The following is a 26,728-nucleotide window of genomic DNA, read 5'->3' as shown; positions in this document are numbered from 1 at the left end:
ACCGCCGTATACGGAACCGTACGTACGGTGGTGTGAGAGGACGGTAAATAAATTAATTATTTACCCCCTACTCGATGCTTTATTGTTACAGTCAGGTATCAAACATTACACGCTAACCGTCTATTCAAACGGTTCTGAGCACGGTATAATAGGGTTAATGTTTGTTATCACACTAAATTTAGCGTGATAACAAACATAAAACATAAATGGATATATAGGAGTGATACGAATGGTAAAATCAGTTTTCTCTAAACACGCGGTGAACAAATCGTCGCGTTATAAAAAAGTAGCGACCCGGTCCTCAAGTGTGTTGGCTAGTGTGATTGTATTGACAGGATTTGCAGGTTCGGTATCGGCCGAGTCGATTGAACAAGATTCTGTCGAATTGACGCAGTTATATGAACACTATACAGCGTTACAATCAGCCCACGACTCGGATCATACATATGATGACAACGAGACATCCGATTACCTAAATGAATTACAGGCAATCAAAGATCAATTAATTCAGTTGATTGAAGATTCCGGTGGCGAAAGTATTTTTGAGCAAGTGGACCGTGACCGATTATCGGTTGATCAATTGGATACGATTTTTAATGCATTACTTGGTCGAGTAGATAGTGACGTAGACGATGCAGAAGCTGATGAAATTGTTGATGCAATCGAAGACGTTGAACCAGAAGAAGAAGTGGTTGTTGAAGCTGAACCAGAAGCTGAACCTGTGGTTGTTGAAGCTGAACCAGAAGCAGAAGAAGTGGTTGTTGAAGCTGAACCTGTGGTTGTTGAAGCAGAACCAAAAGCAGAAGAAAATGTGGTTGTTGAAGAGGCTGCCAATACAAAAGACACGACTGAAACGCCGTCAGTGCGCACGTTCTCGCTTACGACCGCAACACAAAGCGCAAACCCTACAGCCAACGCGACGTTCCATGTGGTTCGCTCAGGTGACACACTCGCACGTATTGCACAAACGTATGGGACAACGGTGTCTAATATTGCACAATTGAATAATATCCAAAACGTTAACCACATTGTCGTAGGTCAACGTTTGACGATACGTGAGGGTGTCGAGTCCGTCACCAACGCGCTAGCAACGCCGGTGAGACAAACACCTGCAGAGTTTATCGATATGATCGCGGGTCCCGCACAGCGCGTGGCTAAGGAATTTAATTTGTATGCGTCGGTCATGATTGCACAAGCGGCCTTAGAATCCGGTTTTGGGGGTAGTGGCTTATCGTCATCGCCTAATTATAATTTGTTCGGTATTAAGGGGCGATACCAAGGGGCATACGTTGCGTTACCTACAAGAGAATACATTCCCGCACAAGGCGGATGGATTACGGTTACTGAGCGCTTCAGACGGTACCCGAATATTGAAGCCTCCCTTAGAGACTACGGGAGATTGCTCCGAAATGGTTTGAGTTGGAACAGCCAATTTTATTCCGGCACATGGGTTGAAAACACAACCAGCTACCGTGATGCGACGGCATGGTTACAAGGGCGATACGCAACCGATCCAATGTATGCCAGCAAATTGAATAACATTATTGCATTATACGATTTAACGCGTTTCGATACGCATGTGACACACGTGTCTGAAGCACCGGCAACACCGACACCGACACCTGTTTCAAACCAAAGAACACATACGGTTGTACGTGGGGACACTTTGTCGCATATTGCACGTGCAAACAATACAACGGTAGCTAACTTAAGACGATTGAACAATCTAAGCAGTGACGTGATCCGAATCGGTCAACGATTGGTTGTGAGTGAGGTACAGGCAACACCAGCACCAACACCGATACCAACACCAGCGCCAGCGCCAGCGCCAACACCAACACCTGTGTCAAACCAAAGAACACATACGGTTGTACGTGGTGACACCTTGTCACACATTGCCGTTGCAAACAATACAACGGTAGCTAACTTAAGACGGTTGAACAATCTAAGCAGTGACGTGATTCAAATTGGTCAACGATTGGTTGTGGGTGGAGCACAGGCAACACCGACACCGACACCGACACCGACACCTGTGTCAAACCAAAGAACACATACGGTTGTACGTGGGGACACTTTGTCGCATATTGCCGTTGCAAACAATACAACGGTAGCTAACTTAAGACGTTTAAATAATTTAAGCAGTGACGTGATCCGAATTGGTCAACGATTGGTTGTGGGTGGAGCACAGGCAACACCAACACCGGCACCAACACCAGCGCCAGCACCGACACCTGTGTCAAACCAAAGAACACATACGGTTGTACGTGGTGACACCTTGTCACACATTGCCGTTGCAAACAATACAACGGTAGCTAACTTAAGACGTTTAAATAATTTAAGCAGTGACGTGATCCGAATTGGTCAACGATTGGTTGTAGGTGGAGCACAGGCAACACCAACACCGACACCAGCGCCAGCACCGACACCTGTGTCAAACCAAAGAACACATACGGTTGTACGTGGGGACACCTTGTCGCATATTGCCGTTGCAAACAATACAACGGTAGCTAACTTAAGACGTTTAAATAATTTAAGCAGTGACGTGATCCGAATTGGTCAACGATTGGTTGTAGGTGGAGCACAGGCAACACCAACACCAACACCGACACCCGTGTCAAACCAAAGAACACATACGGTTGTACGTGGGGACACCTTGTCACATATTGCACGAGCAAACAATACAACGGTAGCGAACTTAAGACGTTTAAATAACTTAAGTAGTGACGTGATTCGAATTGGTCAACGATTGGTTGTGGGTGGAGCGCAGGCAACACCAACACCTGTGTCAAACCAAAGAACACATACGGTTGTACGTGGGGACACCCTGTCACACATTGCTCAACGGTATAACGTAACGGTTCGTCAATTGATGACGATCAATAACTTATCCAACGATGTTATTTTTGTCAACCAGACATTACGTTTACGTTAAACGCTATAGCACATCAAACACGCGTCGGTCTATTATTAGACTGGCGCGTGTTTTGTTTGTGGGCGGTAACCCTATTGAATAACCGGTTGGGGAAGCGTAATATAGTATACGAACTGTAAACAAAGGAGACGAGTTAAAGACTGGGCCAATAATGGGTGGCATCTTTTCTTATATAGCTTTCGCTGGAGGGCTCGACATTCCAAAAGTCATGGACAGCTATTCAACTAGTACAAGGTTCAGTATCGGAGGCTTTGATGGACGAGCGCTTGAAGAAGGAGACTATCTTGAGTCTAAGGCTACCGATATCAGTTTCAAACGAATGGCGGGCCGACGTGTTCATTCATTAACAGAAAGCCGTTCGTCCGGACCTGTCAATATACGTGTCATTCCTTCATCAGAGCAGCCTGCCCTGACAAATGTAATAAGAGATAGTTTTTATACGCAAAAATATACCATTTCGTCCAAGTCCGACCGCATGGGATACAGACTGGCAGGAAAAAGAATCGATATGGCTGAGCAGCACTCTGTAATTTCTGAGGGGACAGTCTGGGGAGATATTCAGGTTCCGCCGGATGGTCAGCCAATCATTCTCATGGCAGACCGCCAGACAACCGGAGGGTACCCGGTAATAGGCACAGTCTGCTCAGTAGACAGATCAAAATTGGTGCAATGTTCACCTGGAACAGAGATACAGTTCACTCAGATAAATGTAGAAGAAGCTCAGACTCTATTCAAAAAACAGAAGAACTGGTTTAAACAGCAGCAGGAGCGGCTGAATGACCTTGCTTTAAAAAGCAAACAATCAGGTGAAGTGTCAGGTGTTCTGGCAAGAAATAAAATCGACGATCTGATCAATATAATTAAAGACTCGTCGTTTACCCAATTCAGTTACTCAGACAAGCAAATTAAACTGGATATAGATCATCAGTCGGTCATGGTCCAGGAGAAAGAATCGACAAACCAGCCAGAGGACCAGTAGAGACATAAGGAGGAGAATGAGGCAATGAAGATAGTAGATTTAAACTGTGACTTAGGAGAGAGTTTCGGGGCATATACACTTGGACTCGACAAAGATATCCTGCCCTATATTTCTTCGGCCAATATTGCATGTGGCTTTCATGCTTCCGATCCGATGGTTATGGCCCAGACAGTCGAAGAAGCAGAGAAAAATAATGTCGCCATTGGGGCTCACCCAGGTTTTTACGATCTGATGGGTTTCGGACGACGCAAGATGTCGGTCTCTATGGATGAAGCCAGAAATTATATAAAGTACCAGATTGGTGCACTGTCGGCTTTCAGCAAAACGGGGAAACTGCATCATGTCAAACCTCATGGAGCCCTGTACAATATGGCCAGCACTGACTATAATCTGGCCAGAGCCATTTGTGAAGGCATCAGAGAAGTGGACGATGAGCTGATCCTTTACGGCCTGGCGAACAGTCAGCTGATTAGAGCTGCTCAAGATACAGGCCTGTCTTATGCTCAGGAAGTATTCGCCGACCGGAATTACAATAACGATGGAACTCTGGTTCACAGGCAGCATGAAGATGCCCTGATCACAGATGAAGATGTGGCTGTCGAACGCGTCGTTCAGATGGTCGAAGAAGGCAATGTGAAGTCAGTGACCGGTGAGTGGATCGATCTTCAGCCTGATACGATCTGTATGCACGGGGACAACCCGAAAGCTGTCCAGTTTGCGACAAGGATACATAAAGCGTTGACAGAAAAAAGGGTCACTATTGTACCAGTTACTGGCAGACATGGTTAAATAAATCAGACGTGTCTACTATCAACAAGGATAAATCAGTACAGCCCACTAGAGAAATAGCTCGGTGACTGATAGACTGGTCAGTAGATAAAGTATGACTTTCAATTTATTAGAAGCAGAAGGAGCATGGAGATGAAACCGACCGCATTAGTATTTTTTGATTTGGATGGGACATTATTGAATGAAGAATCTTTAGTTGATGAAGATGTGAAAGAAGCACTAGTCCAGCTGAAGGATAAGGGAGCTGTTCCGTTTATTGCTACTGGAAGAAGCCCGTTAGAAATACAGCATGTGCTGGAAGAAACAGTGATCGATTCGTTTATTACGTTAAATGGCCAGTACATTCAATATAAAGGAAAAGAAGTATTCAGGAACGTCATCCCGCAGTCACTGGTTGACGGGCTTAAGAAGATGACGAGTGAGAAGAACCTTCCGCTGTCCTTATACAGCTCTGACAAGATACGGGCCACACGCTATAGCGAGACGCTTAAACAGGCTTATAATTTTATTCATGAAGAGCCCCCTGCAATCGATGAAGCATTTGATGAAAAAGAAGAGATTCTGATGATGCTTGTTTTGAATGAAGACCAGTCGCTTGATCAGGAATTTATTGAAGGTTTTCCAGAGCTGTCATTTTACCGTAATACGCCTTTCAGCATGGACACTATTACCAAAGGACACAATAAAGCGAAAGGCATTGACGCGCTCCTGGAGTCCATCAATATGCATGACATTCCTCTCTATGCCTTCGGAGACGGTGCAAATGATTTAGAGATGCTGAAACGCGCGGATTACAGTGTGGCCATGGCCAATGGTCTTGATGACGTAAAAGCCGTCGCTGACTATGTCACTTCTTCTAATAAAGATGGAGGCATCGTGGAAGGACTCAAGTTTTATAATTTGATTGACTGATCTGCTCAATTTAAAAGATATTAGAGTGTGTACGATATAAGACAAAAGGAGATTCACATGCAGTACAAAACACATTTAGCAGTGACTTACGCTGCTGTTCTACCCGCTCTGGTATCCACAGGCAACCTCACGATCGGAAATACGGTGGCTTTAGGCGTAGGGGCTTTATTCCCTGACATCGACCACCCGAAGTCATTTATAGGAAATCGCACGGGAGGCATCAGTCACAGCATCGGAGCGGTCTTCGGTCATAGAGGACTGGCCCATTCAATCCTGGGAATAGTATTCTTTCAGTTGATTTCAAGGTGGGTGCTGAACTATTTGCAGCTGCCTCTAGAGTTTGCGGACTGGTTCATTGTCGGCTATATAGCACACTTAGTGGAAGATTCATTTTCTAAGACGGGTGTAGCTTGGTTTCAGCCCCTATATTCAAGACGTATTCAGTTCGGTTTCAAAAAGCTGTATTATTCTACTGGTAAATCAAGTGAATCCTTAATCTTAGGACTGGCAATGGCAGCACTAATATATCAGGTAATAAAGATCGTATAGTAATGGAGAACAAGTCGGATCCTATTAAGATATAGTTTAATAGACGAGCGACTAATAAGAAGCACCTTGGAACCAACTGGCGAGCCGAAAGTGTTTGCATCCAGAAATGTCTGATCTAATGGAAAACACACTAAGTCAAGAGCAAAAAAATAAGGCCTGAGAATCCCTCCAATAGTGGATTCTCAGGCCTTATTATTTAATCGTTTAAGTAATAATGGGGGGATCAAGGAAAGACCAGTGATTAGTATAGTCTATCAATTATCCCAATTACCCGATGCGTTTATTCAGGTTATTCAGTTCTTCTTCTATTCCATTTGGATAGTGGCGATATAACTGAGCAAGCAGTTTAGGATCCGTGCTGGAGGATTTAAGGAGATGAACCACTTTCTTGATCAGCTGATAGTGGTTACAGGTCTGTTTTTTAGTCCCTGATTCCTTATAGATAGCAAGATCATCAAGAATTTTATGGAAATCATTAACAAACTGCTTGAACTCAGGTCCATTCTCAAGCAGCACAGATTTGACTTGCTGATTTTTCTTGTGCAGGCTGATCGCATATTCTTCAGGAGTCATCCCGATAGAGTGTGCGTATTGTTCCAACTCATTGTATTCTGAACGTACACATTCTTTCATTCATTTCACCTCGACTCGCACTTGGCTGTATGTCCGACCTAGTCTGCAAGTTATTTTGATCTCTATATACTTTATAACCTTTTTAACCAGGAGTAAACAAAAAGAGACGCTCTGTCACATAGTATTCTTTAATTGTTCAATCCTTTGTCACTTATTAAATGTAAGTACATGAGTAAGCAAATATACTTTCTTTATTCACCATATGAATACAACTGGTTATATGTCACATTTCAGACACATCATATGTTGTAACCGCTTTTATCATCTTTTTCATGGGGGATAGCTTAAATAAAGCAATTAGAGATTAAAATAAAATGATAATCTTTCTCATAAAACCGATTGACAAAGTCTTTTCCTATGTATACACTTTAAAAAAAGATAAGAAAAATGATAAATTTCTCATTTGTTCTCATCAAATTTTTTAGAGGAGTGATTTAGTCATGTCAATTGAATCACTGGAAGAAGCATTAAATCACTTATTTCCAGAAACCGTTCAATGGCGGAGGCACCTTCACGAGAATCCGGAGCCTTCATTCGAGGAATGGAATACCAGGCAATTTATAGCTGACAAATTAAGAGAGTTCGGATATGAAGAAGTAGAAGAAAATGTAGGCGGAGGAGGCATCACTGCCTACCTGAGAGGGGCGAATTATGGCCCTGTTATCGCTTTTCGCGCTGATTTCGACGCGCTTCGCATTGAAGAAGAAACGGGTTTGAGTTTTGCTTCTAAAAACCCTGGTGTGATGCACGCCTGTGGTCATGATGGACACACGGCTACTTTACTTAGTGTAGCTAAAGTTCTTAAAGATCATGAGGATGAATTATCCGGATCGGTAAAATTCGTTTTCCAGCATGCAGAAGAAGTCCTTCCCGGTGGGGGTAAGGCAATGGTCGACGCGGGAGTGCTTGAAGATGTCGATGCTGTATATGGATTACATCTCAGATCGCCGCTTGAATACGGAACGGTTTCATACTGTGAAGGCTACGCTATGGCAGCACCTGATTTCTTCAGTATAGAGATTCAGGGAAAAGGTGGCCACGCAGCTCATCCAAGTTCGACAGTCGACGCAGTAGTCGTTGCTTCGTTTGTTGTTAATCAGCTGCAGACGATCATCAGTCGGAAAAAAGATCCCACGCAGTCAGGTGTGCTGACCTTCTCAACTTTTAAAGCAGGCGATGGGGCTAATAATGTCATTGCGGACAAGGCATCGCTTAAAGGAACCGTCAGAACATTTGATCCTGACTTGAGAAAATTGGTTGAAGAGAAAATTCAAACCATGACTGAAAGCATTTGTGAAGCTCATGGGGCCACATGCAAAGTAACTTATACAAAAGGGTACCCGGCACTGTTCAATCATATAGAAGAAACACAGCTGATCAGCACTTTATTTGAAGCCAATCGTAAAGACGTAAACGTTGAACCGATACCATTACGTATGGGCGGCGAAGATTTTGCCTATTTCCTTCAGGAGAAGCCGGGATCATTTTTCTTCGTTCATTCCGGAAACAAGGAAAAAGGCATCACGTATCCGCACCACCATCCAAAATTCGACTTTGATGAACGGGCTATGCTGACTGGAGCCAAATGCTTTATAGATATTGTAGGGCATTATCTGATGGACACTTCGGTCGTGTCATCCGATTCACACCACGCAGTAGGGGAATAAACAGAAAGAGGGATGTTTCATGAGTTTTGAACAATGGAAAGAGGAGCTGAAGGAGAATTACCTGGAAACAGTAGCATGGCGTAGACACCTGCATGCTCATCCGGAGCCTTCATTCGAAGAAGTTGAAACAGCTCGCTTCGTAAAAGAAAAACTTGAATCGTTCGGGATAGAAGACATCCGGACAGATGTCGGTAACGGATATGGAATCGTTGCAAAAATCAAGGGTCAGCATCCTGGACCGACGATCGCACTTCGAGCTGACTTTGATGCTCTTCAAGTGAAAGAGGAAGTGGAATCACCATTCAAATCCAAAAATGAAGGAATCATGCATGCCTGCGGTCATGATGGTCATACCGCTTCGTTACTCAGTGTGGCTAAAGTAATGGCTAAACATACTGATGAACTTCACGGTACACTTGTCCTGCTTCACCAGCACGCTGAAGAAGTCCTGCCTGGAGGAGCAAAATCAATGGTAGAAGATGGAGCACTTGAAGGGGTCGATTACGTTTTCGGCATTCATCTCGGTGCGACACAACCTTTAAATAAGGTCTTCTACAATGTAGCGTTCGGTTCAGCGAATTCCGATTCATTCAATATGAAAATTCAAGGGAAAGGTGGCCACGGTGCTGCCCCGCATGATACGCATGACGCCTTGACTGTCGGAGCTCAGATCGTAACGAATCTTCAGCAGATCGTCAGTCGGATGACTGATCCTGTCAAACCTGCTGTTCTGACATTTGCAGGTTTTCAGTCAGGAGGAGAAGCGTACAACATTATCGCGGATGCGACAGAAATAAAAGGAACCGTAAGGACTCTGCATCAAGATGTCCAGGAACTTGTGGAATCAAAACTGAAATCGATGAGTCAGAGCATTGCTGCAGCATATGATGCTACTGTGGAAATAGACTATACCAAAGGGTACCCAGCTATCGAAAATACACCTGAAGTCGTGGATGTAGTAAAAGCTTCTCTCCTTGAAGATTTTCCAGAAAATGAGGTAGCTGAAGTGAAGGAATCCATGGGAGGCGAAGACTTTGCCTACTTCCTGAAAGAAAAACCAGGTGCTTTCCTGAGAGTCGGGGCACAGCCGCCCGAAAAATCTGATGCTTATCCGCACCACCATCCTAAATTTGAAATCGACGAACGTGCTCTGCTGAGATCTGGAGAAGTTTTCCTTTCACTTATCAAAACGTATCTTCAAAGATAATCAGCTTAAAAGATGATAACGCCATCTAAAGAAAGAAGAGATGACTATGAAAAAATACATTATAAAACGACTACTAACAGCTATTCCAGTACTGTTGATGATCTCGGTAGGTGCCTTTATCATGATGAATCTGGCTCCAGGAAGTCCGACAGATCTATATGTCAGTCCGGATGCTACACCTGTTCAGATTGAAGCAACAAGGCGGGCACTGGGTCTGGATCAGCCTTACCATATCCAATATTTCAGGTGGCTGGGACGAGCGCTTCAAGGAGATCTGGGAATCAACTACTCGACGCGTTATCCGGTACTTCCGATTCTCATTTCACGTATCGGACCGACAATCACGCTTATGGGAACGACACTTGTCTTCTCATATCTAGTAGCGATCCCACTGGGTATAATCAGTGCCAGGAAAAACGGAACATGGATTGATAATTTATTGACTGGAGGATCATTTGTCGGGGTATCGATTCCAAACTTCTTTCTGGGACTTGGACTCATCTATATTTTCTCCGTCCAGTTAGGATGGTTTCCAACCGGAGGGATGTCCGAGTTAGGGGGATCAGGAGGATTCCTGAGCACTATTCATCATTTAGTACTACCAGTCATTGTCTTATCAGCATTCTATATTGCAAATATGACCCGATACATGAGAGCTACTATGATTCAGGTATATGGGGAAAATTACATCAGAACTGCCACAGCCAAAGGTCTGGCATCTGAAGTGATCTTGACCAGACACGGAATAAGAAATGCTCTGATTCCTGTCATTACGATCATCGGAACAGATCTACCGAGACTGGTCGGCGGCGCCATCGTTACCGAGCAGATCTTCCAGTGGCCCGGCCTGGGACGGCTGACGATCATGGCCATTCAGCAACGGGAATACCCGATGCTTATGGCTATAACTGTTCTATCGGCGGTGGTTGTCCTGTTTGCGAACCTGTTGGTCGATATTATGTATGCAGTTGTAGATCCACGTATTAAATACAATTAGAAAGGAGGGAGACAAATGGCACAAAATGTCGGAAATAAAAATGCGGAAGCCATGTTTCATCTGGTTGATGCAGTGGAAAGAATTAATTTTCCAGGAAACGAAGCTGAACAGATCGCTACAGATGGTGACAGTTATATTAAAACAGTGGCGAAACGTTTCTTTAAGAACAAAGTAGCCGTCGTCAGTCTTGTGATTTTCATCATTCTTGTACTGACTGCAGTTTTCGCAAATCAGCTTGCACCACACCCACGAGATGTTTCAGTTGGGCGATTTCAGGCAGCGCCTTATGACAACTTTTATCTCGGAACAGATGATATTGGACGAGATGTTCTCTCCCGACTAATTCATGGGACGCAAGTATCGATGATCGTAGGTTTAGGTTCTGTTCTGGTCTATGTCGTTATCGGGACGACACTAGGTTTGATCTCCGGGTACTTTGGAGGGGTCGTAGACAGTGTCATCATGAGGATTACTGAGGCTTTTATGTCCTTTCCGTTTTTCATGGTTATTCTAACCCTTGTTACATTATTAGGTTCAGGACTATGGGTTGTAACAGCAGTCCTTGGATTTTTGAGCTGGCCAACTTTATGCCGGCTGGTCAGAGGGCAAGTTCTGACACTGAAAAAACAGGACTTCGTTCTGGCAGCGGTCGCTACAGGATACTCAACTCCGGGTATTCTGTTCATTCATATTCTACCAAATGTCTTGTCACCCATTCTGGTTAATGCAACATTTGGGATTGCTACAGCGATTCTGACAGAAGCGTCTTTAAGTTTCCTTGGGGTCGGTGTACAGAGACCGCGTCCAAGCTGGGGAAATATTCTTTCAGAAGCCCAGTCTCTCAGGGTTCTGGCTTATGAACCATGGCGATGGGTACCTGCAGGTATTCTGATCTTTGTTGCGGTACTGGCCATCAACTTTATAGGAGATGGACTGAGACAAGCAATCGAAGGAGAAAACAAAGCATAAGAGCTGATGGGGAAGCTCTTATGCCGATTAACAGCAAAGTAAACACTATAATAGGATCAAAGATTTACACATAAGTTCTATACAAGGGTCACCTTCGGGGGATTACTTACAAAGGGGAGACTAATATGTCTAAAATGAAAAAAATGGTTAAATATGGAACAGTTATGTTTGCATCCTCTCTAGTACTGGCAGCCTGCGGAAATGGCGATGTGCCTGATCTTGAAGACGATGGGGCAACAGGTGGAGATGATACTGAAGAAGCAGCTGCTGAAGGTGACGTGCCTGAAGTTGATGAAGGAGATACCTCTACTTTAATGATCGGACTGACAAACGCACCGGACAGCTTCAACCCGTTTAACCGTCCTGGTACAGCAGGAACGTGGATTCAGCGCTTCTTTTATGACAGCCTGCTGACAATGCCGACTGCGGACAGTTTCGAACCTGCCTTAGGGTCCTTTGAAACAGAAGATAATCAGGTCTTTACAGTAACAATAGATGAAAATGCAAACTGGTCTGATGGGGAACCTGTTACTGCTAATGACGTGGCATTTACACTGAACACCATTGCGGATCCAGAGGTTGAAACGACACTAGGAACAAGCGTGGCAATGATTGAAGGGACTGATTCTTCAGGTGTCCGCCTGGAGGAACATGATGAACTGCCAGGTGTGGAAGTAGTCGACGAAAAGACACTGACCATTACAACTAAAAGTCCTGTCGATCTGGCTTATCTGTCAGAATTTCTTGGATTCAATGTCCTGATCGCTCCGGAACACGTTTTTGGAGATATTGAAGTGGCTGATATTTCAAACTCAGAAGCGGCTACGATGCCTAGCGTCTTCAGTGGCGCTTATAAGTTCGTTGAATACGATACAGATAACTATGTTCACCTGGAAGCAAACCCTGATTATTACAGAGGTGCTCCTGAAATTGAAACAGTCTACGCTCGTATTATGAACGGAACAGCAATGATCACAGAATTCCAGGCAGGCAATCTGCATATGGCAGCCGGTGGAGGAATCGGTATGGTTCCAGTTCAGGATATTTCATTACTGGAAGATATTGATGGGCTGGTAGTAGATGAGTTCCCAAGTTTCAATGGGCAATACATGCTTATCAATAACGAACGCTTTGATAATCCTCAAGTTCGCCGAGCATTTGCACACGCACTTAATCGTCAGCTGACAGTAGATAATCTGCTGGAAGGACGTGGAGAAGTTCTGGCATCCACTTACTCCTCTGCAAGTCCATATAAAGATGAGGATCTAGAGCCGCTTGAGTATGATCCCGAACTGGCTAGAGAAATGCTGGAAGAAGCTGGCTTCGATTTCGACACACCGCTTGAATTTGTTGTACCAACAGGAAATGTGGTTCGCGAACAGAATGGTGATCTGATCGAACAGTGGCTGACTGAAATTGGTGTAGAGGTCAATCAGTCCAACTATGACTTCCCGACTTGGATGTCTATGGCAAATGATCTGGATTATGACATCGGTCTGATGGGCTGGACACACACAGTTGACCCTAACATTGCCAGCTATCTTCAAACTGGCGGCGCTTCAAATAATATGGGCGTTGAAGATCCAGTCATCGATGACCTGCTCGAACAAGGAATGGTAGGAACAAACTTTGAAGAGAGATTCCCAGTTTACGCTGAACTTCAGCAGCACCTTCAAGATGAAATGCCAGTTGTCCCACTTTACTCTGACTCTCAATTTGGGGTTCGAGTAGACTACCTGAATGGCGGAATCAAAGAATTCTGGGCAGGTTCACTGCACGACCTGCACGAATGGACACTGGATCCTCAAGACTAATGTGCTGATCTGACAAACAAGTGGATAGAGACACTCATTAATCATTTTTTGGTGTGTGTCTCTTCCCGTGTTTATATAGGACAACAGGAAAAAGAAAATGAGGTGAAAGAAATGGAAGATAAAACGATTTTGGAAGTTAAAGACTTGGCGATTTCTTTCCAGACATTTGAAGGAGTAGTTAAAGCTGTCAGAGGCGTTGACTTCACCTTGAAAAAAGGTGAAACACTGGCCATCGTAGGTGAGTCAGGTAGTGGAAAGTCAGTTTCCACAAAAGCGATCAATCGTTTGCTGCCTAAAAAAAATACTATGATTGAAAGTGGAGAAATACTATTTGAAGGAACGGACTTGCTGAAACTGTCAGAGAAAGAGATGCAGAAAGTACGTGGAAATGATATTGCGATGATTTTCCAGGATCCGATGACGTCTTTAAATCCGACTATGCAAGTGGGGAAACAAATTGCTGAACCCATTGTCACGCACAAAGGCGTCAGTAAGGAAGAAGCGAAAAAACAGGCGCTTGATCTGATGGATCTTGTAGGGATAAAAAATCCTACTGAAAATTACAAAAGCTATCCCCATCAGTTTTCAGGTGGGATGAGACAGCGTGTCATGATTGCAATTGCACTGGCGTGTGAGCCTAAGGTTCTGATAGCAGATGAACCGACTACTGCCCTTGATGTAACCATTCAGGCACAAATTCTCGGCTTGATGAACAAATTGAAAAAAGAACTGGATACCTCAATTATTTTCATCACACACGACTTGGGAGTAGTTGCTCAGATGGCAGATCGTGTAGCAGTTATGTACGCAGGTCAGATCGTCGAACATGGCACTGCAGACGAAATTTTCTATAACCCAATGCACCCTTATACTTGGGGGCTGCTGGCTTCAATGCCGACATTGGATGTCGGACAGACGGATCTGTACACGATTCCTGGTTCGCCTCCGAATCTGCTTAATCCGCCAGTAGGAGATGCGTTTGCTCCTAGAAATGAGTTTGCGCTGGAAATCGATTTCCATGAAGAACCTGACATGTTTAAAGTGTCAGATACGCACTATGCTAAAACCTGGCTGCTTCATCCAAGTGCACCAGCGGTTGAGCCGCCGGAAGAAGTCAGAAGACGCAAAGCTAAATTTGAGTCCCTTTACATGGGAAAGGAAGAAATCAATGAGATGGGAGGGGAAGCCCTTGGTAGCAGAAGCTGAAAAGAAAGCTATTGTAGAAATTTCTGAATTGAAGCAGTACTTTAATGCTGGAAAGAAGAATGAAGTGCGTGCTGTTAAAGATGTCAGCTTCTCCATCTATGAAGGTGAAACGTTCGGTTTAGTTGGAGAATCTGGAAGTGGAAAATCAACGACCGGAAGAGCATTGATTAAACTGGGTGATATAACTGGAGGCCAAATCTCCTATAAAGGACAGGACATTAATGACATCAAGCGCCGTAAGGATCTGCTTTCCTTCCGTAAATCCATGCAGATGATTTTTCAGGATCCTTATGCGTCCCTTAACCCGAGACTGACGGTCAAGGAAATCATCGGAGGGGCACTTAAAGTTCATGGCATGACCCAGAACAGCAAAGAAAGAACAAAACGCGTCTATGAACTGCTTGAATCGGTAGGGCTGAATCGTCAGTTTGCCAACCGTTATCCTAGTGAGTTTTCAGGTGGGCAGTGCCAGCGTGTAGGCATTGCTAGAGCCTTGGCTGTTGAACCAGACTTTATTATCTGTGATGAGGCAATTTCTGCTCTGGATGTTTCGATCCAGGCTCAGGTTGTTAATTTGCTTAAAGAATTGAAAGACAAGAACAACCTGACTTACTTGTTTATTGCTCATGATTTGTCGATGGTTAAATATATCAGTGACAGGATCGGGGTCATGAATAGTGGACGGGTTCTTGAAGTATGTGAGGCAGATGAATTGTATATTGCTCCGCTCCATCCTTATACGGAGTCACTGCTTTCTGCCATCCCGACACCGGATCCTGAGGCGGAGCGTAGACGTGTCAGGACTGAATACGATCCGAAGTACCATCATTATGATGACCACAGTAATGTCGGGCTGCATGAGATTGCACCGGAGCACTTTATTTACTGTCACAAAGATGAAATTGCACTCTACAAGAAAAAACGGGAAAAACTGCTGAGACAAGCGAAACAACAATATGCCTGAGGTAAGAAGACACTGGTAAGCAGTTTGTAAGGAACTGGATTACCTGTGTCTTTTTCTTTAGATGGAGGACTGAAAATGCAGGAGAGTTTGGAAGGTGTCACAGAGATTATCAATGCTCATCAGGATGAGTTCTATGATTATTTGAGGCTGGATTCGGTCTCTACTCAAAATCGATCGATTTTACCCACTGTAGCTTATGTTAAAGACATGATCGAAAGAATAGGGGGAGAAACACAAATACTGGATGATCTGGGAGGAAATCCGGTCGTTTACGCTTACTTCAAGGCCGGACCAGAAGGGAACGCTGATAAAACGGTTCTTTTTTACAATCACTATGATGTTCAACCTGAGGACCCAGTAGATGAGTGGGAAACACCACCATTTGAACCAACTGTAGTAGACGGAAAACTGTATTGTAGAGGAGTAACTGACAACAAAGCGAACCTTGTTATTCGTTTATATGCGATAGAGCACTTGCTTAACTCCGAGGAGGGCCTGCCATGTAACGTCAAATTCCTCATTGAAGGAGAAGAGGAAAACGGCAGTCCAAACCTGAACGCCTACATCGAAAAGTATGCCGATTTATTTGAAAGTGACGGCTGTATCTGGGAATTTGGAGGAAAGAATGAAAATGAACAGTTCGTCATTGAAACAGGCGTCAAAGGTATGGCTTACTTCGATTTGTTTGTTGAAAGTGCCGACGTCGATATCCATTCCTCACTTGGAGCAGTGGTTGACAATGCCGCCTGGCGACTGACGCATGCTCTGGCTTCATTGAGAGACAAGGATAATAATGTACTGGTTGACGGCTTCTATGATGATATAGAGACTCCTTCTTCATCTGCATTGAAAGCAGTTCATGAGCGTACAGTCAGCCAGGAAAAAATCTCAGGCATATATGGGCTCAAACATCCATTCATTACCGACAAGCTCGACTGGACAGCGGAAGAAGCTCTGGCATTCTATCCGACGATGACGATTTGCGGTCTCTTATCTGGATATACTGAAGAAGGAACAAAGACAGTCCTTCCTCGAAAAGCTTCAGCTAAACTGGACTGTCGGCTTGTTCCTGGACAGGATCCTAAGAAAATCGAACAGCTGATCAGACAGCATCTCGATAGGAATGGGTTTTCTGATGTCGAACTTGTACTTTTAAAAGGGCAGAAAGCGTTCCGTTCAGATATAGATGACCCGTTCGTACAGACAGTCAGAAAATCTGCAGAAGAGATTTATGGTGGACCGGACAACGTCGTCCTGTCTCCAACAAATGCAGGAACAGGTCCGATGTACAGTTTTGGGCAGCATTTAGGTATCCCTGTAGCAAGCAGCGGATGCGGGCATGCAGAAGGTAAGGCTCATGCACCTAATGAGTCCGTCAGGTTGAAAGACTTTGAGGAAGGAACACATCATATGGTTCAGTTTCTTAAACAGTTTAAAGACGCTTAAAACAGAGACTTTCTCTGTTTTTTTGCATGCTCTTAAAAAATGAGCCGCTCATAATTTGTTACGAAAGTGTGAACATCGTGTAAATTGGGTGTAAAGACATATAATGATGGATTATTTCATTATTATATGTGGTAGCGTTTTATTTCATTAGTAAATCACTTATATACGAATGATTAGCTGTTTTGACGTTTGTTAAATTCGTGAATAAAGAAAGTTAGCTTAACGGTCATATGTAAGCGTTATATTAGTGGTTGGATAACAGGAGTAAATCAGTCTGTAAACGATTAAAATTTTCTCATTTGAAATATTGTGGTTCATTTTAACGGCAATTAGATTTAAGATAATAACTATACTACTCGGAGCGGCATTATGATGATCGGCCTTTTACAGGCAGCCACTCTGGTATTTATTTTTGTTCTAAATATTAACATGGAGGGTTATGAGTGGACATACAGCAGTTACTATTCACCTTTTTTGGTGGACTGGGTATTTTCCTGTTCGGTTTAAAATTTATGGGAGACGGCCTGCAGAAATCAGCAGGTGACAGCTTACGAGAGATTTTAAACAGATTTACGGCAACACCTTTTCGGGCAATTCTTGCGGGGATTGCTGTTACAGTAGCGATTCAAAGTTCATCCGGGACGACGGTTCTGGCAGTTGGACTGGTCAGCGCGGGCTTTATGAAACTGAGGCAGGCGATTGGGGTCATTATGGGGGCCAATATCGGCACAACAATTACGGCATTCATTATCGGTCTGGATATAGGAGCCTATGCCTTGCCTATACTGGCAGTCGGATCGTTTATGATTTTCTTCTCCAAAAAGCCGTTCATTGCCTCACTTGGTCAGACTATATTCGGTTTCGGGGCGTTATTCCTGGGACTCGAGCTCATGGGGGACGCCATGTATCCGCTGAGAGACCTGCAAGTCTTTCGGGACCTAATGATCAGTCTTTCTGAAAACCTGCCACTAGGTGTAGGAATAGGAACACTGTTCACTTTCCTTGTGCAAAGCTCCAGTGCCAGTATCGGAATACTGCAGGAACTTTATTCTCAAGGACAGATTGCTCTTGAAGGCGCACTGCCGATTCTGTTCGGAAGCAATATCGGTACCACGATCACAGCAGTACTGGCCAGCTTCGGATCGAGTGTTGCCGCAAAGCGTACTGCCGCGTCTCATGTCATTTTCAACCTGGTTGGTACCATAGTTATTCTGATGATTATTGGACCGTTCACTCAGTTAATTTATGCGCTCACACCTGTTTTTAACCTGAATCCGGCAATGATAATTGCATTCTCTCATGGACTGTTTAACGTTATCAACGTCCTTATTCAGATGTGGTTTATTGACCAACTAGCTAGACTAGTCACTAAAATCATCCCAGGTGATGATTCAATCATCGACTACGACTCTACGCTGGATCATTCAATTATCAATACTGTTCCATCAGTAGCTTTAAACCAAGCTAAGTTGGAGCTGGGTCAAATGGGAGATTTTGTTGTTAAGGAATACAAGGAAATGTTCAAGTATTATCAGAGACAGCAGGATGAAGATCTGGCCAATACTCTTCATTTAGAAGAAATTGTCAATAAGATCGATATGAACCTGACAGAATATTTAATGAAAATTTCAGTGGAGGATCTGCCGGTTAAAAGTGCCGTGGAACACTCTCAGATGATGGACATCACCAAGTATCTAGAACGTATCGGAGACCATTCGGAAAATATTATCAGCAATGTCAACGAAGCCGTCAAAGCAAGCAAGAAAGCAGCTAAATCTAAAGGATTGAAAGAACCGGGAAAAATCTTTCATGATGAGGATCTGATTGCGCTGTTCCATCTGGTTCAGCAGAATATTGAAGAAGCCATCAGCTCTTTCATAGAAGACAGCTATTCCTTAGCCGGAAAAGTGATTCAGCGTGAAAAAGAAGTCAACCGCCTGGAAGAAGACATCCGCCGTAAATACATTCAGCGCCTGAACAGTGGTGAAGGCCGTCCTTCAGACGGGATTCTGTTTGTAGATATCGTATCAAACTTGGAGAGAATGTCTGACCACTCGGTTAAGATTGCTAAACACGCAATTGGACTAAGATTCCCGTTCCAGCCTGGTGATAGAAAAACTGTATCAAAACATACACGTGCATTTGAAGGAAAAGACATTTAATTAGATTATAAAAAAGGAGTGTGCGGAAAAAGTCCGCACACTCCTTTTCTGATAGGTGGATTTAAAGAATCATACTATAGACAATACTGAAAGAGAGCTGATTGTATAGGGTAGCTCTCTTTCAGTTCAGTGCGTACATGTCTATTACAAGACACTTTAAATCATCTGGTTACAAAGAGTCCCAATCTGGTCGATCGTGACCTCAAGCAAGTCTTTTGATTTCAGCCAGTCCGGGTCTTTTTGTTCGACGATGACCCCACTTGGAGTTCCTGTAAAAATCAGATCCCCCGGTTTTAGCGTCATGTACTGGCTGGCTTCACTTACTATTCTCTCTACAGAAAATATCATATTGGATGTTGAACTGTTCTGCACCAGTTCATTATTGCGCTTAGTGTGGATCGATAAATTATTGACATCTTCAATTTCGTCTTTAGTGACTAAGGCAGGACCAACTGGACCAAAAAAGTCGAAAGTTTTTCCAATCATCCATTGTGAGGATTGGAATTGATACTGTCTTTCGCTTATGTCATTACCGACAGTGTAGCCGAGAACGGCTTTCTTAGCTTCTGATTCACTTACACTGTTAGCATAATCCCCGATCATTATGACAAGTTCCGCCTCATAATCGACTTTCTGAGAAATAACAGGGAGCGGGATAACTTGTTTATGCGCTGCCAATGCATTTGGAAATTTGTTGAAAAATACGGGGTTCACAGGAACGTCTGCACCGGTGGCTTTGACGTGATCGACATAGTTCAATCCGACACAGAGAATTTTTTCGGGATCGCCTATGACAGGCAGGTAGCGGAAGTCTGATTCAGACAATAGATATTGACTCATGTCAAAATGAAGCTCTTTCGCGCGATCAAGTACAGCCATCAGCTGCTCAATACCTTTGTCGTGATCCTTAAGCAATTTTCTCATCGTCAGCGGAATGGGGCAGTTTAAATGATCAGCTAACCTGTCCATTTCCAGTATCCCGTCTTCTAACTGGATACCTAAACGCTCTGTTGAACTTTTCGATAGATTGTAGCGTACAAGTTTCATTTTACTATCCCCTTCTTAGTAGCTAATTGAATTATAGTCTAAATAAAGGGATATGACAAAAATAACGTTTGTGATTACTGAGCAATACCGGATAAGTAAACCTTGCTCTTGGATCCTGTTTTTAGTACACTTATGAGACGGATGTCAGTGAAGATAGTGGAGGAATGTACGATGGCAAAGCGCAATAAACAAATAGAAGTTGAAATCAATGAGACAGCTAAAAATACTCAAGATTATACTGAACTTGAACTGGTCGTCAGAAAGAAGGTAATTGGGAAGATCATGCAGAAGAGTGACGGACCTGTTACTGTTGAATTTAAGTCCGGAAAAAAACGTACGGCCCGGTCAGTGGACGAAGGTATCCAGCTGATTATTGAAGAATACAACCTGCACGACGAATAATATAACTAAGAAGCAAAGCAGCCGATCCTGCTTTGCTTTTTTCAATCTAAGAGAATGCAGTTCAGCCCTGAGAGTGTCAGCGAACTTCATTCTGTACACTCAATAATGAAGTTCGCAACCTGATTCGTCAAGCGAACTAAATCAGTAAGATGATGGGTGTAGTTCACACATCAAAAATAATAGTGAACTACATTCTAGTCTTGTCAAAATGCATTTCAGATCTTATTTCTCTGATGAACTAAACTAAATTTCTGATTAAAGGAATACGAAACTAAACTCGAGAGGTAATGTGGGCGGTCCATCTATCTCTTCTATACATGTCGAGGCATGGATTCTGCTCTAAAGCTTATGAATAGGGATTTCATTCTATCCTATGGTAAGATGATAAAAAGAATATTTATAGTAAGGATGTGAGCCTGTGCAGAAAATAGAGAAACTGGAAGATAAGATTCCGCACAAAGACAAGCTGCTTCGTCTGATCAAAATCTTACAGTCAAACTGGGAAAGAGCTACAGTCAATCAGAGTGGAGCAGAAATGGCCTACTTTATTCTTCTTTCCCTGTTCCCGCTTTTACTGGTCATTGCAAATATTATCCCGCTGTTGCCACTGGACACGAATGAGATGTTGGCTCTAGTAGCTGATTTTATTCCACAAGATATCTTTAATATCATCGAGCCGATACTTGAAGGCTATCTGGAAAGTGCGAGTGGCGGATTCATTTCATTTGGACTTCTGACCTCAATATGGTCGGCAAGTAAAGTGATCACGATACTGAGACGGGTATTGGATGATGTATATGGATCAGTACAGCAGAAAAATTTCATTGTCGGGAGAATCCTCTCACTCTCTGTCATGATCGGTATACTACTGATCGTTGGACTGGCATTATTTATCTTCGTATTCGGTGAACAGATTCTTGAATTCGTTCAGAATGTTATCGGCTTCGATATTCCATTTATTCAGGAATTCCTGCTTTTAAGATGGGTGGTCCTTTTGGTTATCCTCTTTGCCGTACTGCTGGTCGTTTACCGGTTCGTACCAAACCATCATTTATCATTCAAATATTCCTATCAGGGAGCGTTGTTCGCGACAATCGGTTGGATGGTTCTGACCCAAGGTTTTTCAATATACTTGAACATTGCCAGTGATGATGCCCTGACAAATGCGACATTCGGTGGGTTTCTGGCTTTGATGCTGTTCCTGTATTTCACGAGTATAGTGATTCTTCTCGGCGCCTTACTGAATGCCATTATATTCGAATGGAAGAATCATATGTCTGTACCTGAATATGAAGCAAAAAAACGGAACGAGAAACAGCTGAAATCTTCCAACTATTCTGGTTACCCAAGTGAAGCAGAAACGGTCATCATGAAGCGTCAGCTGTTCAAAGTCAATAAACTTAAAGAAGAAGAATTAGAAGAAAGAGAAGGACAGGGCAAGGATCTGGACACTTAAATAATTCAGGACTGCTCGATGGGGGAGGATCTTCCAATGATCCTTCCTTTTTTTGCGGAGAATACGAGCTGGAACATGTAGTTTGTTAGGATGTAGTGTTATTGATAGTTACTTTTGAAAGTGAAGAAACATCAGCACAGTCATTCACCACTGGAAGCCTCCCATTTATTTTTTGACTCAAGTGGTCTATAATTGAAAAAGATAACTAGGAGGGACGTTATGAAATTTTATTGTCACCCACGTTGTTCAACGTGCAGAAAAGCGAAAAACTGGCTGGAAGAGCAGTCAGTACCTTACCAGGAAATTAGTCTGCTGGAGGAGACCCCGTCAAAAGAAAGCTGGGTAAGGATCCTGTCAGACACTGATCGCTCGATCAAATCTTTTTTTAATACGAGCGGAAATGTTTACAGAGAACAGAACCTTAAAGAAAAACTTCCGGAAATGTCTGTAGAAGAAGCAGCGGAGTGGCTGTCCTCAAACGGGATGGTAGTCAAAAGACCGTTTGCCATTGAAGGAGACACATATACATCAGGCTTTAAAATCGATGAGTACGAACGTGTCTGGAGTAAAGGAGAGCAGAAAGATGTCAATTAAATATCACGCTAATGGATTGTGGATCGAGAAATTATCGCCATCAGATTATCGCATCGGTCTATCCGAAAAGGGCCAGGACGATTTAGGAGAAGTCATGTTCGTGGAAATCAGTACAGAACCTGGGAATCTGAAAGCAGGAGAGGCCATTATCAATGCTGAAGGGGCTAAAGCAGTGACTGAGCTGACAATACCTTTTGACGTGACAGTTAAGGAAGTCCACGTTGAAGTTGAAGATGAGCCTGACTTACTGAACTCATCTGACAAAGAGGATAACTGGCTGCTTCTGGTAACAGACATTGATGATTCAGTGTTCAATTCGCTTAATACAGATCCTTTTGCTGAATAAGCTGAAATCTTGCTGGATCGTGATGCGCATTAAACAAGCGAAAGGAGGCAGATGAGATGCCGATCGTACATGTAGAAATGATTGAAGGCCGTTCTAAAGAACAGAAAGAAGGGCTGATCAGAGACGTTGTAAAAGCAGTTGAGACCCATACGGGTGCACCTAAAGAAGCAGTGACTGTGATCATCAACGAAATAAATAAGGAAAACATTGCTACTAAAGGCGAATACCACGGATAATAAGTTAGAGGGCGCAGACAGGATCTGTGCTCTCTTTTCTATAAGTGTATTTTAAAATTCAGAAGCTAGCTTAGATAGGGTTTCCTAGTCTGTTTACCGAAACTATGATAAACTGGTAGTAATGAAGTCTGATATCATCAGGGGAGCTTAAAGGCTGAGAAAGGTAAGACCTGACCCATGACCTGATCTAGGTAATGCTAGCGAAGGGAGATGTATGTTTCAAGCAGGAGACAGACGAATGCTTGACTATACTAAAATCTTCCACGTGCCTGGTGGAAGATTTTTTGTCTACATAACACAAACAGGGGGGTCAAGATGAATTCTGACCATGCTATTTTACACATTAAAGACCAGAATCCGCTGGTACACACGATCACTAATCAGGTTGTCGCTAATGATGTTGCCAATGTGCTGCTGGCCATTGGTGCGTCACCCATTATGGCAATTGCAAAAGAAGAGGTCGAAGAAGTAACGGGTATGGCCGAGGCCCTCGTCATTAATATGGGTACACTGACTTCTGATTCACTGGAAAGCATGATTCTGGCCGGACGACAGGCAAACGCTCAAGGCAAACCGGTCATTCTGGATCCTGTTGGTGTCGGAGCAACGACTTTTAGAAAACAATCAGCTCAAAAACTTTTTGAAAATGTTGACATGACGGTGATTCGAGGCAATGCATCAGAAATTGCGTCTCTAGTCGGTGTCAGCTGGCAGTCAAAAGGAGTGGATTCCAAAGATGAAGCCACCTCGCCAGTGGATGTTGCAGTCAGCTTGGCTAAGAAAAGACACTGTATTGTAGCTGTATCCGGAAAGACGGATATTGTCACAGATGGCACAAGAGTATTTGCTGTTTCGAATGGCGATCAGCTGATGGCAAAGATCACTGGAAGTGGCTGTATGATGAGCGGAATCATCGGAGCTTTCCTTGGAGTAGTAGATGAATCTGACATGCTCAGTCGAGTTGTACTTGCTCATGCCGCTTTCGGGATAGCTGGAGAGAGGGCGGCGGACTCGAACATAAATCGGCCGGGAAGTTTCAGGGCGGCACTGATCGATGTGCTCCATAGTCTAACAGATGACGACCTGACTAAACACACACGAATAGAAAGGATAATCCAATGAGTAAAAGTAAAATACCACAAGTGCTGACTATTGCAGGAAGTGACAGTGGCGGAGGCGCAGGCATACAAGCGGACTTGAAAACTTTTCAGGAACGTGACGTTTTTGGCATGTCAGTGATAACGGCTATAACAGCTCAAAATACGACTGGGGTACAGGGCGTTCACCCTGTACCGATCGAAATGGTCAAGCAGCAGTGGACGTCGGTCCTGTCTGATTTTAATGTCGCTGCAATCAAGACAGGAATGCTGGTCAATGGGGAGTATATGAAAGCAGTAGCTGAAGTACACAAAGAAGTGGCGTCTATTCCTCTAGTTATTGATCCTGTGATGATTGCTAAAGGCGGGCATCCATTAATGGAAAAGAGTGCTATCTCTGTCATGCGGGAAATCCTGGCTCCTCTCGCTATGGTGATCACACCTAATATTCCTGAAGCAGAAGCACTGGCTGACATGTCCATTTCTTCAAAAGAAGATATGGTCAAGGCAGCCGAACGATTGCAGGAAAAAGGGTGTAGAAATATTGTCATAAAAGGAGGACATGCAGTGGACGAGTCCCATGCAGATGATCTGCTGATGCTTGAAAACGGTGAACAGATATGGCTGCGTTCAGAACGTATCGATACGAAAGAAACCCACGGAACTGGCTGTACCTTTGCTGCCTGCATTGCTGCAGAGTTAGGAAAAGGGCATTCAGTGGAAGAGTCCGTACGAACAGCTAAGAAATTTATCCAGGCTGCAATCAGGAGTCACTTGGGTATCGGACATGGACATGGACCGACGAATCACTGGGCATACAGAAAGGAACACGAATGACACGAGATATTAAAGCTATGCTGGAAATTTACTTTATTGCCGGCACGCAGGACTGCAAAGAAAAGTCGCTCATCCATACCCTTGAGGAAGCTCTTCAGGCAGGTATAACTTGTTTTCAGTTCAGAGAAAAAGGAAAAGACAGCCTGGAAACTGCCCCTGCTGCTCGGGTGAAAATGGCACAGGTCTGTCAGCTTCTGTGTAGACAGTATAATGTACCATTCATAGTTAATGATGATGTCGACCTTGCCCTCAAGCTGGAGGCTGACGGGATCCATGTCGGTCAGGGGGATTATCCGATTCAAGATCTGATTTCAAAATGGGGAGACCGATTTATCATAGGCTTGTCTACCAATAATGTCTCACAATTCAAAGAAGCAGAGACAATCAGTGGACTGGATTACGCAGGGATCGGTCCGGCTTTCACGCCATTATCCAAGCAGGACCATGAAGACGTAATCGGTCTGAAAGGTATCAAGGACGCGATGACTGGACGAGATCACCTTCCTGCTGTGGCAATTGGCGGCATCAACCCTTCAAATGTTAGAGACGTCTGGGCAACAGGAGTCGATGGGGTAGCGGTCGTGTCGTCTATCACACGAGCCGTTTCAGTAATAGATGCAGTGCAGCGATTAAAAAAATAAGTGATTAAATAAAAAAAGAATTGTGAATCTGTAGTGAAATATTGAACAGATTCTACAATTCTTTTTGTGTATCCTGCATAATGAAAGCGAATACAATAATGAGGAGGGTACTTATGAAGGTAAACGGAAAAACAATCGTCGTGACAGGCGGAGGGGCCGGGATGGGCAGGGAACTTGTGCTTGAGCTTGCCAAGCGAGGAGCAAGAGTAGCAGCGGTCGATATCAACAAGGAAGCAGTACAGGAGACGGCCAGACTGGCTCCGGAATCAAAGGAAAAGATCTCAACGCATGTCGTGAATATAACGGAAAGAGAAGCCATTGAAAAACTGGTGGATGAGGTAAAAGAATTTCATGGGACGGTCGACGGCATTATAAACAATGCAGGAATCATCCAGCCCTTTATTGACGTCAACGATTTAGGTTACGATAAAATCGAGCAGGTCATGAATGTCAACTTCTACGGAACATTATACATGGTGAAAAGTTTTCTTCCGGAGCTGCTTAAGCGACCGGAAGCACATATACTGAATGTAGCAAGTATGGGCGGCTTTCTGCCGGTACCCGGACAGTCGATTAACGGTGCATCAAAAGCAGCCGTCAAGCTGATGACTGAAGGGCTGCGTTCAGAACGTTATTTGATTCAAAGGACTGTACTGGGTATTGGCCCGTATACAGTTCTTTTCTTTATAGCAATCGTTTAACGTTATTCCGAAAGAAGTCTCCCACTTCTAAACGTATGGGTACGAAGCACCAGTGAAAGTGGGGGATGAATGTCGGTCAAGCGATAGCTTGAAGTTATTTCTCAAGACCTTTTCTTATTAGTTCAAGGATAGCTGCCGTTCTTGT

The 26,728-nt window shown here is 43.7% G+C and carries 25 protein-coding genes and 1 riboswitch; of the genes, 23 read left to right on the top strand and 2 right to left on the bottom strand.

Going from position 1 to position 26,728, the window contains the following annotated elements; translation table 11 throughout:
• The first annotated feature begins 229 nt into the window (after positions 1-229).
• From ABFX15_RS00490 to ABFX15_RS00470, 5 genes are all read left to right on the top strand, one after another.
• On the top strand, positions 230-2,932 hold the full coding sequence (locus ABFX15_RS00490) for a LysM peptidoglycan-binding domain-containing protein (RefSeq protein ID WP_346023608.1): 2,703 nt from the start codon (positions 230-232) through the stop codon (positions 2,930-2,932).
• 106 nt (positions 2,933-3,038) lie between these two features.
• A complete protein-coding gene (locus ABFX15_RS00485) occupies positions 3,039-3,911 on the top strand; it encodes a 5-oxoprolinase subunit C family protein (protein ID WP_346023609.1) in 873 nt (290 codons plus the stop codon).
• A gap of 24 nt (positions 3,912-3,935) precedes the next feature.
• Entirely contained in the window at positions 3,936-4,700 is a 765-nt protein-coding gene (locus ABFX15_RS00480; protein ID WP_346023607.1) for a LamB/YcsF family protein, read from the top strand.
• Positions 4,701-4,832: 132 nt separating this feature from the next.
• Positions 4,833-5,612 carry a Cof-type HAD-IIB family hydrolase gene (locus ABFX15_RS00475; protein ID WP_346023606.1) on the top strand — a complete coding sequence of 260 codons (780 nt, stop codon included), beginning with the start codon at positions 4,833-4,835 and terminating at the stop codon, positions 5,610-5,612.
• Positions 5,613-5,669: 57 nt separating this feature from the next.
• Complete coding sequence (locus ABFX15_RS00470) at positions 5,670-6,161, top strand: metal-dependent hydrolase (protein WP_346023605.1); 492 nt, start codon at positions 5,670-5,672, stop codon at positions 6,159-6,161.
• A 267-nt stretch (positions 6,162-6,428) separates the two neighbouring features.
• Here ABFX15_RS00470 and ABFX15_RS00465 read toward each other — a convergent pair whose 3' ends face one another.
• Entirely contained in the window at positions 6,429-6,794 is a 366-nt protein-coding gene (locus ABFX15_RS00465; RefSeq protein ID WP_346023604.1) for a hypothetical protein, read from the bottom strand.
• Positions 6,795-7,234: 440 nt separating this feature from the next.
• On the opposite strand from ABFX15_RS00465, the gene ABFX15_RS00460 reads away from it, so the two are divergent.
• The 9 genes from ABFX15_RS00460 (at position 7,235) to ABFX15_RS00420 (ending at position 19,226) form a co-directional block, all read left to right on the top strand.
• Positions 7,235-8,461 carry an amidohydrolase gene (locus ABFX15_RS00460; RefSeq protein ID WP_346023603.1) on the top strand — a complete coding sequence of 409 codons (1,227 nt, stop codon included), beginning with the start codon at positions 7,235-7,237 and terminating at the stop codon, positions 8,459-8,461.
• Positions 8,462-8,480: 19 nt separating this feature from the next.
• Positions 8,481-9,668 carry a M20 metallopeptidase family protein gene (locus tag ABFX15_RS00455; RefSeq protein ID WP_346023602.1) on the top strand — a complete coding sequence of 396 codons (1,188 nt, stop codon included), beginning with the start codon at positions 8,481-8,483 and terminating at the stop codon, positions 9,666-9,668.
• A gap of 46 nt (positions 9,669-9,714) precedes the next feature.
• Positions 9,715-10,665 (top strand): ABC transporter permease, encoded by a 951-nt coding sequence (locus tag ABFX15_RS00450; protein WP_346023601.1) that lies wholly within the window; start codon positions 9,715-9,717, stop codon positions 10,663-10,665.
• Positions 10,666-10,680: 15 nt separating this feature from the next.
• Entirely contained in the window at positions 10,681-11,634 is a 954-nt protein-coding gene (locus ABFX15_RS00445) for an ABC transporter permease (RefSeq protein WP_346023600.1), read from the top strand.
• 125 nt (positions 11,635-11,759) lie between these two features.
• Positions 11,760-13,448, top strand: coding sequence for an ABC transporter substrate-binding protein (locus ABFX15_RS00440; RefSeq protein WP_346023599.1), 1,689 nt, complete (start codon positions 11,760-11,762; stop codon positions 13,446-13,448).
• A gap of 111 nt (positions 13,449-13,559) precedes the next feature.
• Positions 13,560-14,654, top strand: coding sequence for an ABC transporter ATP-binding protein (locus tag ABFX15_RS00435; protein WP_346023598.1), 1,095 nt, complete (start codon positions 13,560-13,562; stop codon positions 14,652-14,654).
• On the top strand, positions 14,638-15,618 hold the full coding sequence (locus ABFX15_RS00430; protein ID WP_346023597.1) for an ABC transporter ATP-binding protein: 981 nt from the start codon (positions 14,638-14,640) through the stop codon (positions 15,616-15,618). The genes ABFX15_RS00435 and ABFX15_RS00430 overlap by 17 nt, the downstream gene beginning before the upstream one ends.
• Positions 15,619-15,693: 75 nt before the next feature.
• Complete coding sequence (locus ABFX15_RS00425; RefSeq protein WP_346023596.1) at positions 15,694-17,064, top strand: M20/M25/M40 family metallo-hydrolase; 1,371 nt, start codon at positions 15,694-15,696, stop codon at positions 17,062-17,064.
• Positions 17,065-17,507: 443 nt separating this feature from the next.
• Positions 17,508-19,226, top strand: coding sequence for a Na/Pi cotransporter family protein (locus ABFX15_RS00420; protein WP_346023595.1), 1,719 nt, complete (start codon positions 17,508-17,510; stop codon positions 19,224-19,226).
• Positions 19,227-19,382: 156 nt separating this feature from the next.
• Here the strand turns inward: ABFX15_RS00420 and ABFX15_RS00415 are convergent, their stop codons facing one another.
• Positions 19,383-20,273, bottom strand: coding sequence for a fumarylacetoacetate hydrolase family protein (locus ABFX15_RS00415; protein ID WP_346023594.1), 891 nt, complete (start codon positions 20,271-20,273; stop codon positions 19,383-19,385).
• A 171-nt stretch (positions 20,274-20,444) separates the two neighbouring features.
• Between ABFX15_RS00415 and ABFX15_RS00410 the strand changes: the two genes are divergently transcribed.
• The 9 genes from ABFX15_RS00410 (at position 20,445) to ABFX15_RS00370 (ending at position 26,583) form a co-directional block, all read left to right on the top strand.
• Positions 20,445-20,675, top strand: a complete 231-nt coding sequence (locus ABFX15_RS00410; RefSeq protein ID WP_346023593.1) for a DUF2969 family protein — start codon at positions 20,445-20,447, stop codon at positions 20,673-20,675.
• 418 nt (positions 20,676-21,093) lie between these two features.
• Positions 21,094-22,131 (top strand): YihY/virulence factor BrkB family protein, encoded by a 1,038-nt coding sequence (locus tag ABFX15_RS00405; protein ID WP_346023592.1) that lies wholly within the window; start codon positions 21,094-21,096, stop codon positions 22,129-22,131.
• Between the two features lie 219 nt (positions 22,132-22,350).
• The gene (locus ABFX15_RS00400; protein ID WP_346023591.1) at positions 22,351-22,725 is read left to right on the top strand and encodes an arsenate reductase family protein; all 375 of its coding nucleotides are present in this window, start codon (positions 22,351-22,353) and stop codon (positions 22,723-22,725) included.
• Positions 22,715-23,071: a glycine cleavage system H family protein gene (locus ABFX15_RS00395; protein ID WP_346023590.1), complete on the top strand. Its 357-nt coding sequence runs from the start codon at positions 22,715-22,717 to the stop codon at positions 23,069-23,071. The genes ABFX15_RS00400 and ABFX15_RS00395 overlap by 11 nt, the downstream gene beginning before the upstream one ends.
• Positions 23,072-23,127: 56 nt before the next feature.
• Positions 23,128-23,307: a 2-hydroxymuconate tautomerase gene (locus ABFX15_RS00390; protein ID WP_091267914.1), complete on the top strand. Its 180-nt coding sequence runs from the start codon at positions 23,128-23,130 to the stop codon at positions 23,305-23,307.
• A gap of 129 nt (positions 23,308-23,436) precedes the next feature.
• A riboswitch (TPP riboswitch) is annotated at positions 23,437-23,533 on the top strand.
• A gap of 89 nt (positions 23,534-23,622) precedes the next feature.
• A complete protein-coding gene (gene thiM / locus ABFX15_RS00385) occupies positions 23,623-24,429 on the top strand; it encodes a hydroxyethylthiazole kinase (RefSeq protein WP_346023589.1) in 807 nt (268 codons plus the stop codon).
• Positions 24,426-25,241 carry a bifunctional hydroxymethylpyrimidine kinase/phosphomethylpyrimidine kinase gene (gene thiD / locus ABFX15_RS00380; protein ID WP_346023588.1) on the top strand — a complete coding sequence of 272 codons (816 nt, stop codon included), beginning with the start codon at positions 24,426-24,428 and terminating at the stop codon, positions 25,239-25,241. The genes thiM and thiD overlap by 4 nt, the downstream gene beginning before the upstream one ends.
• Complete coding sequence (gene thiE / locus ABFX15_RS00375) at positions 25,238-25,882, top strand: thiamine phosphate synthase (protein ID WP_346023587.1); 645 nt, start codon at positions 25,238-25,240, stop codon at positions 25,880-25,882. Before thiD ends, thiE begins: the two co-directional genes overlap by 4 nt.
• A 113-nt stretch (positions 25,883-25,995) precedes the next feature.
• The gene (locus tag ABFX15_RS00370) at positions 25,996-26,583 is read left to right on the top strand and encodes an SDR family NAD(P)-dependent oxidoreductase (RefSeq protein ID WP_346023586.1); all 588 of its coding nucleotides are present in this window, start codon (positions 25,996-25,998) and stop codon (positions 26,581-26,583) included.
• The last annotated feature ends 145 nt before the right edge of the window (positions 26,584-26,728 follow it).

The sequence above is a fragment of the Alkalibacterium indicireducens genome (genome assembly GCF_039522005.1).
Lineage (GTDB): Bacteria > Bacillota > Bacilli > Lactobacillales > Carnobacteriaceae_A > Alkalibacterium > Alkalibacterium indicireducens.
The sequence above is the reverse complement of the archived record's forward strand: the minus strand, read 5'-3'. Positions and strand labels throughout refer to the sequence as shown.